General features: G+C 72.8%; 15 protein-coding genes. 6 read left to right on the top strand and 9 right to left on the bottom strand.

Annotated features, from left to right (window positions below; all coding sequences use genetic code 11):
- The first annotated feature begins 31 nt into the window (after positions 1-31).
- Positions 32-613, top strand: coding sequence for a Uma2 family endonuclease (locus J7I94_RS20080; protein WP_215168530.1), 582 nt, complete (start codon positions 32-34; stop codon positions 611-613).
- Positions 614-619: 6 nt separating this feature from the next.
- Here J7I94_RS20080 and J7I94_RS20075 read toward each other — a convergent pair whose 3' ends face one another.
- Complete coding sequence (locus J7I94_RS20075; RefSeq protein WP_215168529.1) at positions 620-1,540, bottom strand: AEC family transporter; 921 nt, start codon at positions 1,538-1,540, stop codon at positions 620-622.
- Between the two features lie 213 nt (positions 1,541-1,753).
- On the opposite strand from J7I94_RS20075, the gene J7I94_RS20070 reads away from it, so the two are divergent.
- Both J7I94_RS20070 and J7I94_RS20065 read left to right on the top strand, forming a co-directional pair.
- On the top strand, positions 1,754-2,068 hold the full coding sequence (locus J7I94_RS20070) for a hypothetical protein (protein ID WP_215168528.1): 315 nt from the start codon (positions 1,754-1,756) through the stop codon (positions 2,066-2,068).
- Positions 2,069-2,131: 63 nt separating this feature from the next.
- On the top strand, positions 2,132-2,485 hold the full coding sequence (locus tag J7I94_RS20065; RefSeq protein WP_215168527.1) for an STAS domain-containing protein: 354 nt from the start codon (positions 2,132-2,134) through the stop codon (positions 2,483-2,485).
- On the opposite strand, the gene J7I94_RS20060 is transcribed toward J7I94_RS20065, so the two are convergent.
- Positions 2,378-3,382 carry a sigma-70 family RNA polymerase sigma factor gene (locus J7I94_RS20060; RefSeq protein WP_215168526.1) on the bottom strand — a complete coding sequence of 335 codons (1,005 nt, stop codon included), beginning with the start codon at positions 3,380-3,382 and terminating at the stop codon, positions 2,378-2,380. The genes J7I94_RS20065 and J7I94_RS20060 overlap by 108 nt on opposite strands.
- A gap of 123 nt (positions 3,383-3,505) precedes the next feature.
- On the bottom strand, positions 3,506-4,783 hold the full coding sequence (locus J7I94_RS20055; protein ID WP_215168525.1) for an MFS transporter: 1,278 nt from the start codon (positions 4,781-4,783) through the stop codon (positions 3,506-3,508).
- A gap of 63 nt (positions 4,784-4,846) precedes the next feature.
- On the opposite strand from J7I94_RS20055, the gene J7I94_RS20050 reads away from it, so the two are divergent.
- Positions 4,847-5,797 (top strand): LysR family transcriptional regulator, encoded by a 951-nt coding sequence (locus tag J7I94_RS20050; protein ID WP_215168524.1) that lies wholly within the window; start codon positions 4,847-4,849, stop codon positions 5,795-5,797.
- 32 nt (positions 5,798-5,829) lie between these two features.
- Here J7I94_RS20050 and J7I94_RS20045 read toward each other — a convergent pair whose 3' ends face one another.
- Positions 5,830-6,588, bottom strand: coding sequence for a S9 family peptidase (locus J7I94_RS20045; RefSeq protein WP_215168523.1), 759 nt, complete (start codon positions 6,586-6,588; stop codon positions 5,830-5,832).
- Positions 6,589-6,734: 146 nt separating this feature from the next.
- Here J7I94_RS20045 and J7I94_RS20040 point away from each other — a divergent pair, with 146 nt between their 5' ends.
- Both J7I94_RS20040 and J7I94_RS20035 read left to right on the top strand, forming a co-directional pair.
- Positions 6,735-7,853: an adenosine deaminase gene (locus tag J7I94_RS20040; RefSeq protein WP_215168522.1), complete on the top strand. Its 1,119-nt coding sequence runs from the start codon at positions 6,735-6,737 to the stop codon at positions 7,851-7,853.
- Positions 7,854-8,030: 177 nt separating this feature from the next.
- Positions 8,031-8,372: an ATP-binding protein gene (locus J7I94_RS20035; protein ID WP_215168521.1), complete on the top strand. Its 342-nt coding sequence runs from the start codon at positions 8,031-8,033 to the stop codon at positions 8,370-8,372.
- A 151-nt stretch (positions 8,373-8,523) separates the two neighbouring features.
- On the opposite strand, the gene J7I94_RS20030 is transcribed toward J7I94_RS20035, so the two are convergent.
- The 5 genes from J7I94_RS20030 to afsQ1 all read right to left on the bottom strand — a co-directional run bounded on the left by J7I94_RS20030 (position 8,524) and on the right by afsQ1 (position 12,336).
- Positions 8,524-8,727 (bottom strand): PspC domain-containing protein, encoded by a 204-nt coding sequence (locus tag J7I94_RS20030; RefSeq protein WP_215168520.1) that lies wholly within the window; start codon positions 8,725-8,727, stop codon positions 8,524-8,526.
- A gap of 94 nt (positions 8,728-8,821) precedes the next feature.
- The gene (locus J7I94_RS20025) at positions 8,822-9,373 is read right to left on the bottom strand and encodes a VanZ family protein (RefSeq protein ID WP_215168519.1); all 552 of its coding nucleotides are present in this window, start codon (positions 9,371-9,373) and stop codon (positions 8,822-8,824) included.
- A gap of 94 nt (positions 9,374-9,467) precedes the next feature.
- On the bottom strand, positions 9,468-10,070 hold the full coding sequence (locus J7I94_RS20020) for a hypothetical protein (protein WP_215168518.1): 603 nt from the start codon (positions 10,068-10,070) through the stop codon (positions 9,468-9,470).
- Complete coding sequence (locus tag J7I94_RS20015) at positions 10,070-11,662, bottom strand: HAMP domain-containing sensor histidine kinase (RefSeq protein WP_215168517.1); 1,593 nt, start codon at positions 11,660-11,662, stop codon at positions 10,070-10,072. Before J7I94_RS20015 ends, J7I94_RS20020 begins: the two co-directional genes overlap by 1 nt.
- Positions 11,659-12,336, bottom strand: a complete 678-nt coding sequence (afsQ1, locus tag J7I94_RS20010; protein WP_215168516.1) for a two-component system response regulator AfsQ1 — start codon at positions 12,334-12,336, stop codon at positions 11,659-11,661. The genes J7I94_RS20015 and afsQ1 overlap by 4 nt, the downstream gene beginning before the upstream one ends.
- Between the last annotated feature and the right edge of the window lie 79 nt (positions 12,337-12,415).

Genomic DNA, 12,415 nt, shown 5'->3' with positions numbered 1-12,415 from the left:
CCGGTCCCGTTCGGCATGCTGGCATGGCCCTGTGCGGGAAATCGAGGGTGACTACATCCAGGCCGACAACGACTGGGACGAGATCCTCTGGATCTGGGAGCGGACCGAAGCTCCCAAGGGCTGCAAGGTGGAGATCATCGACGGAATCGTCATGGTGACACCGCTGTCCCGGGTGGCCCACCACGTCGTCGCCGGTAGCGTGCAGCGGCGTCTGCACGAGGTGATCCCGGCGCGCTGGAGCCTTCATCAACGGTTGCCGCTGACGGTCCCGGCCAGGCTGGGCCTCTACGTGCCGGACCTCGCTGTCCTGCCCGAACGGGAACCGAACGCGGACCTCGTTCCGGTCTCCGAGGCCCTGCTCGTCGCGGAGGTCACGTCGAAGGCCACCGCGCACCGCGACCGGACCAGCAAGCCGGCCGGCTACGCGGCGGCAGGCGCCCCGCTCTACCTGCTGGTCGACCGCTGGGCCCCGGGCGGACCGACCGTCACCCTGTACGGGGAGCCCCGGGGCGGCGTGTACCGGACGCTGCACGCGGGCAAGTTCGGTGATCCGGTCGAACTCCCCGGGCCGTTCGGGCTGTCCCTCGACACCGGTGACTTCCCCGTCGACTGACAGGCGTCACCCCAGCACCGTCGCGATCACCACCAGCACCGGCACCGCCACCACCGTCGACACCAGCACCACGTCGCGGGCCAGCCGCTCGCCCACCCGGTAGGCCGAGGCGTACGTGTACATGTTCTGCGCGGTCGGCAGGGCGGAGGTCACCACGACGTCCAGCAGCTGGGCGCCCCGCAGTCCGAAGACGCCCGCCGCCAGGGCCCAGGCGACCGCCGGCTGGCCGGCCGCCTTCAGGGCCACCGCCAGCAGCACCGGGGCCCGGTCCGGGCCCCGGAAGGGCATCGCGCTGCCGCGCAGGGATATGCCGAACGCCATCAGGACCGCCGGGACGGACATGTTGCCGATCAGGGTCAGGGGGTCCATGACGGGCGCGGGGACGTGGAGTCCGAGCGCCGCCACCGCCACCCCGGTCAGCGACCCGACCGCGATGGGGTTGCGCAGGGGGGTGAGCAGCCGGGACCACGGTGAGCCGGACCGCTCCGTACCGGCCAGGTCCAGGATCGTCAGGCCGACCGGCGCGACCACGATCAGCTGGAACAGCAGCACCGGCGCGACGAGGGAGGCGTCGCCCAGGACGTACACGGCGATCGGGATGCCGAGGTTGCCCGAGTTGACGTACCCCGAGCACAGGGCGCCGATCGTGATCCGGCCGGTGCCCCAGCGGCGTACCGCGCCGACCGCGATGAAGACCCCGGCCACCGCGACCGTGCTGAGCGCCGTCACCAGCAGCCGGCTGGAGAAGACCACCGAGAGGTCGGCCTGCGCGCAGGTCGTGAACAGCAGTGCCGGGGAGGCCACGTGGAAGGCGAGCTTGGTCAGTACCTCACGGCCCTGATCGCCCAGGTAGCCGCCCCGGCCCAGCAGATACCCGACCCCGATCACGACCGCGATCACCGCGAACCCGGTCAGCACCCCTTGCATGGCACCCCCTGAGCGGCGCGAACGGCATCGGGCGACCTGCGGGGAGGGGATGCGTGCGGCATACAGCAAACCTTCCGCTGTAGAGCATGCGCAGGTCAATGTGACCCTGGCGGCACCTCCGCGGCACGTCCGGATTCCCCGCTTCCGGAACCCGTGCCGACGCCCCGGCGTCTGACTCTCCGACGGACGGCTGCCGATCACCCGGGAGAGCACATGGCGAAGAAGGACGAGGCGACGGCGGAGGAGAAGGACCGCGAGCGGTGGCTGGCGCGGTTCCAGGTACGGCTGGCCATGCAGCCGGGCGTCGACCGGGCCGTCGTGCTCCAGGGGGTCAAGGAGGTCACGGCGCACTGCGAGGAGACGGGGGAACACCCGAGGACCGCTCTCGGCGACCCGGACGCCTACGCCGTGAAGACCGCCGCGCGCCTGGTACCGGCGGACCGGGCGGAACGGGCCCGGCGGAAGGACAAGTGGCTGGACGCGCTCGACTCCGTGGGCAAGAAGGCCGAACACATCGCGGAGATGTGACCGGGGGCGATGCGGCCCTGCCGCCACCGATGAGTTCCGCGCCGCCTCCCGGTCTACCGGGACGTGGATGCCGTGACACCCGCCGTACTCGTGCTGCCGGGGCCCCTGTCCAGGGAGGCCTTGCCCCGGCTCTGTGCCGAGGTGCGCGCGCTGCTGGACGCCACCGGGGCCGGGGTGGTCGTCTGTGACGCCGCCGGGGTGGGGCCGCCGGGGCTCGCCGCGGTCGACGTGCTGGCCCGGATGCAGCTGACCGCGCTGCGGTGCGGGGGCCGGATCCGGCTGCGGGACCCCGATCCGGCCCTGCGCGCCCTAATCGGCCTGGTCGGCCTCCGCTTCGAGGTGGAGGGGGAGACCGAACAGCGGGAACCACCGCTTGGTGTCCAGGAAGCAGTGGAACCCGGTGATGCGGCCGTCTGAGATCTCCAGCACCTGCACCGCCCAGGGCGAGAAGCCGCCTGCCTCCGGGTCCGGCTTGTAGTGCGCGAAGGCCGGCAGGCCGTTGGCCTGGACCGGCACCAGACGGGAGCCGGCGCAGGACGCGCCGATGGTGGTCATGAAGCCCGTGATGTCGGCCGGGCCGGCCAGCCACAGGTCGAACGGCGGCATCGTCATGACCGCGTCCTCGTGCAGCAGCGCGGTGAGCGCCGTCATGTCGTAGCCCTCGAAGGCGGCCACGTACCGCTCCAGGAGCTTCTGCTGCTCCTCGTCCAGCGGGTCCGAGACCGCGCCCGCCGCCTCCAAATCCGCCCGCTCCGCCAGCGTCGCGCGGGCCCGCTGGAGGGCGCTGTTCACCGACGCCACCGTGGTACCGAGCAGCTCGGCCACCTCGCTCGCCCGCCAGGCCAGCACCTCGCGCAGGATGAGCACCGCCCGCTGCTTGGGCGGGAGCTGTTGCAAGGCGGCCATGAAGGCCAGCCGCACCGACTCCTTGGCCACCGCGGCCTCCGCCGGGTCGTCGGTCGTGGGCAGCATCCGGGCGTCCGGCATCGGCTCCAGCCAGGTGTTGTCCGGGCGGGGCGTCAGGGCCGCCTGGGCCAGCGGGGTCGCCTCGGTCAGGTCGACCGGGCGGGCCCGCTTGTTGCCCGCGGTCAGCATGTCCAGGCAGACGTTGGTCGCGATGCGGTAGAGCCAGGAGCGCAGACTGGACCGGCCCTCGAACTTGTCGTAGCTCCGCCAGGCGCGGACCAGGGTGTCCTGGACCGCGTCCTCCGCCTCGAAGGAGGAGCCGAGCATCCGGTAGCAGTACCCGGTCAGCTCGACCCGGTGTTTCTCCAGCGCGGATTCCAGCTCCGGCGTCACCGTGCCGTTGGTCATCGTCCACCCACCCCTGTGGCCGTCCTGCCGGGCGCGTCTTCGCGCCTCGCACTTCGGAAGCTACAGGAGTGGACTGACATTGGCCCGTGCAGCCAGGGAATCAGCAGGTCACAGCGGTCCTGATCAGGCCGCGGCGGGGAGCTTCGCGGTCTGTCCGCGGGCCGCCCGGGTGCCGAGCAGGGTGACCGTCCCGACCCCCAGCACCGCCAGCAGCCCGACCCCGACCGTCCCGGCCCAGCCGCCGGAGTGGAAGGCCACCGCGCCCACCGTGGAGCCGGCGCTGGAGCCGATGTAGTACGCCGACTGGTACAGGGCCGACGCCTGCGCCCGGCCGTGCGTCGCCGTACGGCTGACCGCCGAGGACGCCACCGAGTGGCCCGCGAAGAAGCCCGCCGTGATCAGGACCAGGCCCAGCAGGACGAGGGGCAGGGAGTCCGCCAGCGACAGCAGCAGACCGGCCGCCGTCGTGCCGCCCGCCAGGTACAGGGCGCCGCGCCGGCCCAGGCGGCCCACCAGCCGGCCCGACGTGGACGCCGAGACCGTGCCGACCAGGTACACCAGGAAGACCGAGCCGACGATGCCCTGGGGGAGGGAGAACGGCGCCTCCGTCAGGCGGTAGCCGATCACCGTGTAGACGCCGCCGAAGACCGTCATGAACAGCGCGCCGATCGCGTACAGGCGGCGCAGGAGGGGGTTGGCGAGGTGATCGCGGAGCGTCCCGGCCAGGACCCGGGGGCGCAGGGAACCCGGGCGGAAGTGCTTCGGCCTCGGCAGCAGCATCCGGAACGCCACCGCGCAGACCACGGCGACGACGCCGATCACGCCGACGGCCACCCGCCAGCCCCACTCCTGCGCGACCCAGCCGGTGATCACCCGGCCGCTCATGCCGCCGACGCTGTTGCCCGCCACGAACAGGCCGATCGCCGTGACCAGCGCCTTCGGTGTGACCTCCTCGGCGAGATACGCCGTCGCGGAGGCCGGCAGTCCGGCCAGCGCCGCGCCCTGCACCGCGCGCAGCGCGACCAGCGCCGGCAGCGAGGGGGCGAAGGGGACCAGCAGCGCGACGGTCACCGCGACCGCGAGCGACGCCGTCATGACCGTACGCCGTCCGAACCGTTCCGACAGGGCGCTCATCGGGATGACGAACAGCGCCAGACCGCCGGTCGCGGCGGCCACCGTCCAGCTCGCGTCGCCCGCCGTCACCCCCAGGTCACCGGAGATCAGCGGCAGCAGGGCCTGCGTGGAGTAGAGGAGCGCGAAGGTGGCCACGCCCGCGAGGAACAGGGCGAAACTCATCCGGCGGTAGCCGGGGCCGCCCGGGGCCACACGCGTGTCGGGGAGATCGGGGACGGAGGCAGCGGCGCCCACGGTGGTGGACGCCCCGGTATCGGCGGGAGTCATGTGATGACCGTACGAAGCCCCTTACTCATCCGTCCAATGCATGGAACGTCCATAATCGTTCCCATGGCGCATCAGCGGAGCTCACAGGGGCGACTGTCACGGGACAGTGACACAGAAGACATCGTCGCGCTGCTCGCGCCGCGCCTCGCGCACTTCGCCGGCGTGGCCCGCACCGAGCACGTCACCCGTGCCGCCCAGGAGATGAACGTCCCCCAGTCGACCCTCTCCCGGGCCGTCGTCCGCCTCGAACACGACCTCGGCGTCGACCTGTTCGCCCGCCACGGCCGAACTCTCTCCCTCACCCCGGCCGGGCACACCTTCCTCGCCTCCGTCGAACGCGCCCTCGCCGAGATCGAGCGGGCCGCCGACGAGGTCCGCGCCGACGCCGACCGCACCACCGGCAAGGTCGCCTTCGGGTTCCTGCACACCATGGGCGCCGAGACCGTGCCCGGACTGATCCACGCCTTCCGCGCCGACCACCCCAAGGTCCGCTTCAGCCTCGTCCAGAACTACGGCGAGGCCATGCTGGAGCGGCTGCGCGCCGGGGAACTGGACCTGTGCCTGACCTCCCCGGTGCCCGACGCCCCCGACCTCGTCGCCCGCCGCCTGGACGAGCAGCGGCTGCGCCTGGTCGTCCCCGCCGACCACCGGCTCGCCGGCCGCCGCCGGGTGCGGCTCGCGGAGGCCGCCGACGAGCCCTTCGTGACCCTGGAGCCCGGCTACGGGCTGCGGCGCATCACGGACGCGGTCTGCGAGGAGGCCGGTTTCCGGCCCAAGGTGGCCTTCGAGGGCGAGGAGGCGGAGACCCTGCGGGGGCTGGTCGCGGCGGGCCTGGGCGTCGCCCTGCTGCCGCCGCCGGCCGTGCCCCGCCCGGGGGTGGTCGAGCTGACGGTCACCGCGCCCCGCGCGGCCCGGGAGATCGGCGTGGCGTGGCTGGCGGGGCGGGCGGACACGCCGCCGGTGGCCGCGTTCAAGAAGTTCCTGCTGTCGAAGCGGGGCCGGCTGCTGCCCTGAAGGCCCTGCCCTGAAGGCCCTGGCTGAAGGCGCTACCGCAGCGTCTTCCCGAACCCCACGGCCAGCGGCATCCGCAGCCCCAGCGGCGGCGGGGCCGCCAGCGCGTCCGCCACCGGCCGGGAGAACGGCCGGCCGAACAACGCCCCCAGCGCGAAGTCCTCCGCCAGCGCCGCCACTTCGTCGCGGTAGTGCCGCAACCCGTGTCCCTCGCTGTGCACTTCGAACCGGCACACGTCCCGGTTGGCCTTCTTCGCCCGCGCCGCCAGCCGGAACGACAGCTCCGGATCGCACCGCCCGTCGTCCGTGCCGTGCACGATCAGCACCCGCCGGCCGGTGAGCTGTTTCACCGGTTCGGGCGGCGCCGCCATGTCCTCGTCCGGCAGCCAGGGGGCGATCGCCAGCACGGAGTTGACGGCCTCGTGGCCGCCCGCGCGCAGCGCCGCCCGGCCGCCCATGCCGACGCCGACCAGGCAGACGGGGACGTCGCCGTAGAGCCGTACCGCCTCGTCGGCGGCCCAGGCGGCGTCCCGGGCGAGATGCGCCTCGCTGCCGTTCCAGCCCCGGTAGCGGTAGTGCACGACGTGGGCCGCCAGTCCCTCGTCGCGCCCGGCCCGCGTCAGCCGGCGCCCCAGCGCGCGGACGGAGGCGTTCGCCAGCAGGGGGGACGGTCTGCGGCTGGAGACCTCGTCGCCCGCCGGGAGCAGTACGGCCACTCCGCTCACCGCCGCCGTCTGCGGGCCCAGCGCCCGCCCCAGCCGGGCCTCGCGCACCGGCGTCGCTTGTTGTGCCATGACAAAACAGTGTCAGAAGAGCGGGTGTCCGCCATCCGTACGCGCGGTCACTGTTACGTATCGGCCGGTGCGCCGGCCACCTGGTCCTGCCACGGAGTTTCGTCGTCCGCCCGGTGATCTACGCGCGTAGGAGCTACAGTGCGGAGATGACGAGCCAGACCACCGCGAAGTCCCCGACGCCGGAGCAGATCCGCCGGGCGCCCAAGGTTCTGCTGCACGACCACCTCGACGGCGGGCCGCGCCCCGGCACCGTCGCCGAACTCGCCCGGGAGACCGGCTACTCCGGGCTGCCCGAGACCGACCCCGACAAGCTGGGCCACTGGTTCCGCCGGGCCGCCGACTCCGGGTCCCTGGAGCGGTACCTGGAGACCTTCTCGCACACCGTCGGCGTGATGCAGACCCGCGACGCCCTGGCCCGGGTGGCCGCCGAGTGCGCCGAGGACCTCGCCGGGGACGGCGTCGTCTACGCCGAGGTGCGGTACGCCCCGGAACAGCACCTGGAGGGCGGCCTCGCCCTCGAAGAGGTCGTCGAGGCGGTCAACGAGGGCTTCCGGGAAGGGGAGCGGCGGGCCCGCGAGGCCGGCCACCGCATCCGCGTCGGCGCCCTGCTCACCGCCATGCGGCACGCCGCCCGCTCCCTGGAGATCGCCGAACTCGCCAACCGCTACCGGGACCTCGGTGTCGTCGGCTTCGACATCGCCGGCGCCGAGGCCGGTTACCCGCCCACCCGGCACCTCGACGCCTTCGAGTACCTCAAGCGCGAGAACAACCACTTCACCATCCACGCCGGCGAGGCGTTCGGGCTGCCGTCCATCTGGCAGGCGCTGCAGTGGTGCGGCGCGGACCGGCTCGGGCACGGGGTGCGGATCATCGACGACATCCAGGTGGCCGGGGACGGCACGGTGAAGCTGGGGCGGCTCGCCTCCTACGTCCGGGACAAGCGCGTCCCGCTGGAGCTGTGCCCCTCCTCCAACCTCCAGACCGGGGCTGCGGCCTCGTACGCCGAGCACCCGATCGGCCTGCTGCGGCGGCTGGGATTTCGCGCCACGGTCAACACGGACAATCGTCTGATGTCCCACACCAGTATGAGCCGGGAATTCGAGCACCTTGTCGAGGCGTTCGGTTACACGCTCGACGACATGCAATGGTTCTCTGTCAATGCGATGAAATCAGCGTTCATTCCTTTCGATGAACGACTGGCCATGATCAATGACGTGATCAAGCCCGGATATGCGGAGCTGAAGTCCGAATGGCTGTTCCAGTAGGCCGCTTCCACCTGCGGTTCTTCGAGGAGTGAGGGCTGGGCGGAAGGGGATGGGGGCCGTGTGCGCGGACCGGCTTTCACAATCCGTTCGCATTTCGATGTTTGCGGCGGGCGACGGTGCGTGTTTACGGTCGAGGACCGCTCAGATCCCCGACCTCCCATTTCGAGGACGCATTTCATGAAGCAGTCTGCTGCCAAGACCCTCGGTGTCGCCGCCCTCGGTGCCGCTTTCGCCGCCGCCGGCGCGGGCGCGGCCAACGCGGCCCCGGTCGTCCCGGAACTCGGCCCGACGGTCGACGGCGTCGTCCGTACGCTCCCCGCCGCCGAGCGCCTCGCCCAGGCCGCGCCCGGCGCCCAGGCGCCCGGCGCCAAGGGGGCCGACGCGAAGGGGACCACTCCCGGCGCCGACGCACGGCCGGCCGCCGCGCAGTCGGTCGCCGACACGCTCACCAAGGGGCCGGTCGCGCCGGTCGCCCGGATGCTCGGCGGCCTGCCGGTCAAGGGCCTGTCGCTCGGCTGAGCCGCGCCCGTCACGACGCGCCGACGGGGCGCACCCGGTACTGCCGGGTGCGCCCCGTCGGCTTTCCAGAGGGAGATCCGGAGGGAGATCCGGGAGGAGATCCAGAGGGAGGGATCCGGAGGGAGATCCGGAGTGCGGCCGTCGGCCGTCGTCACCAGGCCGTGCGGGCCGCCTTCTCCTCCGACGGGAGGAGTATCCACAGCGCCAGGTAGAGCAGGAACTGCGGGCCGGGCAGCAGGCACGAGGCCAGGAAGACGACGCGCACCGTCGTCGCGGAGGTGCCGAAGCGCCGTGCCAGCGCGGCACACACTCCGCCGATCATGCGGCCGTCGGTGGGGCGGGCAAGGCGGGACATGGCGGCTCCTTCGTGAGCGTCGGTCCGAGGCGCCCCCGTCGGTCGCCTCATCTGCCCTCCACGCTACGGGGACGAACAGGGGCGAAGCGTCGCTCTACGGGGCGATCCCGACCCTGGGAATCGTCGGGGTCCGACCCTGAGAGGGCTCCTCCTGGAGGAGGTCTCCGTTGTGCCCCGCCTCGGACCTGCGGCGGAGCCAGGCCCGGCCCGCCGGGACCACCGCGAGGTGCGCGAGGGCCACGCCCGCGGTGTTCAGCAGCAGCGAGTCGATGTCGGCGACCCGGCCGGGCACCCCGGTCTGCAGCAACTCGATGCCCAGGGACAGCAGGGCGCCCGCGGCGGTGCTGCGCAGCAGGGAGGCCGGCGCCGAGACGACGGTACGGCCGTTCACCATCGGCAGCAGGACGCCCAGCGGCGCCAGCAGGCCCAGCCCGCTGCCGACGCACCGGGCCGCCTGCGGCCAGCCCAGCGCCACCTCGGCCCGGATGCCGTCGAAGGGGTGCAGGTTGGGCGGCGTCACCCAGGGGACGTCCAGGGGACGCAGCGTGAGCCAGGCGACGACCACGAGGTGCGCGGCCAGGAGGACGCCTCCCGTCGCACGGATGCGGAGCGCGGCGCTGCCGCCGAAGAACCCTTGACGCTGCACGCCCCCCTAGACGCGACCCCCGGCGCGCGCGGTTCCGGGCTCTCCCCCACACGGGTGAGTCATGCGCCACACCCGGGCGAACCGGGCGCGACGGTCAGTCCCGGGTGACCTCGCTGGACGGCGGTTCGTTGCTGCCCGGCCGGGTGCGGACCTCGTCCGTGCACACGTACCGGCGCGGCGCCCGCTCGTCCGGTCCGCCGAGGATCACGGAACCGCCGTCCTCGGCCACGGCCGACTCCGCGAAGGTGCAGACGGTCTGGGCGAGGGCGTACGAGGTGAGGCCGCCGGGCGCGGTGCTCAGCCGCAGGGCGGTGTCCGGGTCGCCGTCCCGCGGCCCCGAGACCGTGATCCCGCCGGGCACGTCGGTGGTGTACCGGGCCTCCGTCTCGGCGGCGGAGGGCGGCGCGGCGAGCTGGCTCAGCAGCCCCCTCGCCACCGCCACCCGGCGCTCGGTCCCGGCCGAGCCCTCCGGTACCCGTACCGTGCGGTCCACCGTCACCAGCGACGAGCCGCACAGCAGGGAGACCCGCACGGCCACGTCCCGCCCGGATCCGGTCGGCGCCTCCGGTTCGGCGAGCGAGCAGCGGACCCGCGAGGGCGCGGGGCCGAAGTCCGTCGGCACCTCCGTGGCCCGGATACCGCATCCGGTGAGCAGTGCGGCGAGCACGGGGAGCGCCAGCAGGCGGCGTACGGTCATCAGCCCTGTCCCTTCGCGTCCTTGCCCTTGCCCTTGCTCCCGGAGCCCTCGGCGTCCGCGCCGGCTTCCGTCAGCGACGACGCGTCCTGCGGCAGCCGCAGGGTGAACACCGCTCCGCCGTCGGGGGAGTTGCCCGCGGTGATCTCACCGCCGTGGATGTGGGCGTTGGCCAGGGCGATGGACAGGCCGAGCCCGCTGCCCTCGGAGCGCGGCCGGGAGGCGCTCGCCTTGTAGAAGCGGTCGAAGACGTGCGGCAGGACGTCCTCGGGGATGCCGGGCCCGTGGTCGCGCACGGCGATGACCACCGCGTCGTCCACCGCCGTCACCGACACCCGCACCGGCGACCCGCCGTGCTTGAGCGCGTTGCCGATCAGGTTGGCCAGGATGACGTCGAGGCGGCGCGGGTCGAGGCGGGCGTGGATGCCGCGCTCGGCGTCCAGGTCGACGGCGTCCAGCCAGGCGCGGGCGTCGACGCAGGCGGTGATCTGGTCGGCGACGTCCACGTCGTCCAGGACCAGCCGGGCGGTGCCCGCGTCGAAGCGGGTGACCTCCATCAGGTTCTCGACCAGGTCGTTCAGCCGCCGTGTCTCGCTGACCACCAGCCGCACGGCGGGTTCGATCATCGGGTCGATGGACCCCGACTCCGCCTCCAGCTCGTCCTCCAGCACCTCCGTGACCGCCGTGATCGCGGTCAGCGGTGTACGCAGCTCATGGCTCATGTCCGCGACGAACCGCCGGGACGACGCCTCCCGCGCGGCCATGTCCTCGACCCGCTTCTCCAGCGACTCGGCCGCCTTGTTGAACGTCCGTGACAGGTCGGCCAGTTCGTCGGTGCCGGAGACCCGCAGCCGGGTGTCCAGCTTGCCCTCGCCGAGCCGGCGGGCGGCGCTGCCCAGCCGGTGCACGGGCTTCAGCACGGTCGTCGCCAGGGCCTGCGCGAGCAGCGCGGAGCCGATCAGCGCCAGCGCGGTCGCGATCCCCAGCGACCAGGCCAGCGAGTCGATGTCCTTGGCCTCCGGCTCCAGCGACTTGAGCATGTAACCGGTCGGCCCGCCGCCGACGACCCGGCTGCCCGCCACCAGGTACGGGGCGTCGTCGACGACGATCCGCTGCCAGTACAGGTGGTACGGGGACTTGTTGGCGTCGGTGACCTTCTGCTTCTTGTTCACCGCCGTACGCAGCGACTCGGGCACGTCGGACAGGGCGAAGCCGTCCGGCCCGCCCGCGCTGCCGTACACGGTGTCGCCGTCGGTGTCCTCGGCGACCAGCAGCACGCCGAAGCGCTGGCTGCTGTTGGCCATCTGACCCGCGGTGTGCTGCAGCTCGTCCCCGGTGGGGTGCTGGGGCAGCGACCCGGCCCGGTTGCGCATCTCCTGCTCGAAGTCGCCCAGCACGGCGTCCTGGGCGCGGGTGAGCACGGCCTCCCGGTTCAGCCAGTACGCGATCCCGGACGCGGACACGGCGGCGGTGAGCGCCACCAGTCCGAAGACGACGACCAGCCTGAGCCGCAGGCTGGTGAAGCGCAGCCGCGACCAGACTCCCTTGCGTGCCGCGGACCAGCCGCGGTGACCCCCTGGGTGTTCCTGTGTCACTGAGGCGGATCCAGCCGGTAGCCCACGCCCCGCACGGTACGGATCAGCGTCGGGGAGGACGGCACGTCCTCGACCTTGGCGCGCAGCCGCTGCACACAGGCGTCCACGAGCCGGGAGTCGCCGAGGTAGTCGTGCTCCCACACCAGCCGCAGCAACTGCTGCCGGGAGAGCGCCTGGCCGGGCCGGCGGCTCAGTTCGAGCAGGAGCCGCAGCTCGGTCGGCGTGAGCTGGAGGTCCTCCCCGTTCTTGGTGACGGTCATCGCGGAGCGGTCGATGACCACGCTGCCGAAGGTCGCCGAGTCGGTGGACTCCCGCTCCCCGCGGCGCAGCACCGCCCGGATGCGGGCGTCCAGCACCCGCCCCTGCACCGGTTTGACGACGTAGTCGTCGGCGCCCGACTCCAGGCCGACGACCACGTCGATGTCGTCGTTGCGCGCGGTCAGCAGGATGATCGGCAGCTGGTCGGTGCGCCGGATGCGCCGGCACACCTCGAAACCGTCGATGCCGGGCAGCATCACGTCCAGCACGATCAGGTCCGGCCGCTGCTCGCGCAGCAGCTTCAGACCGTCTTCACCGCTGGCCGCGGTGGCCACCCGGTGGCCCTGGCGCGTCAGGGAGAGCTCCAGGGCCGTGCGGATGGCGTCGTCGTCCTCGATCAGCAACAGGGAAGGCACGGTCTCATTCTGGCCCATGGAGGGGGTGGGGTTCGACCGGCGGGTGGGGAAGCGGGCCTTTGTACCGCCGGACCTTGTG

The sequence above is a fragment of the Streptomyces sp. ISL-12 genome (assembly GCF_018614415.1).
GTDB lineage: Bacteria > Actinomycetota > Actinomycetes > Streptomycetales > Streptomycetaceae > Streptomyces.
The sequence above is the reverse complement of the archived record's forward strand: the minus strand, read 5'-3'. Positions and strand labels throughout refer to the sequence as shown.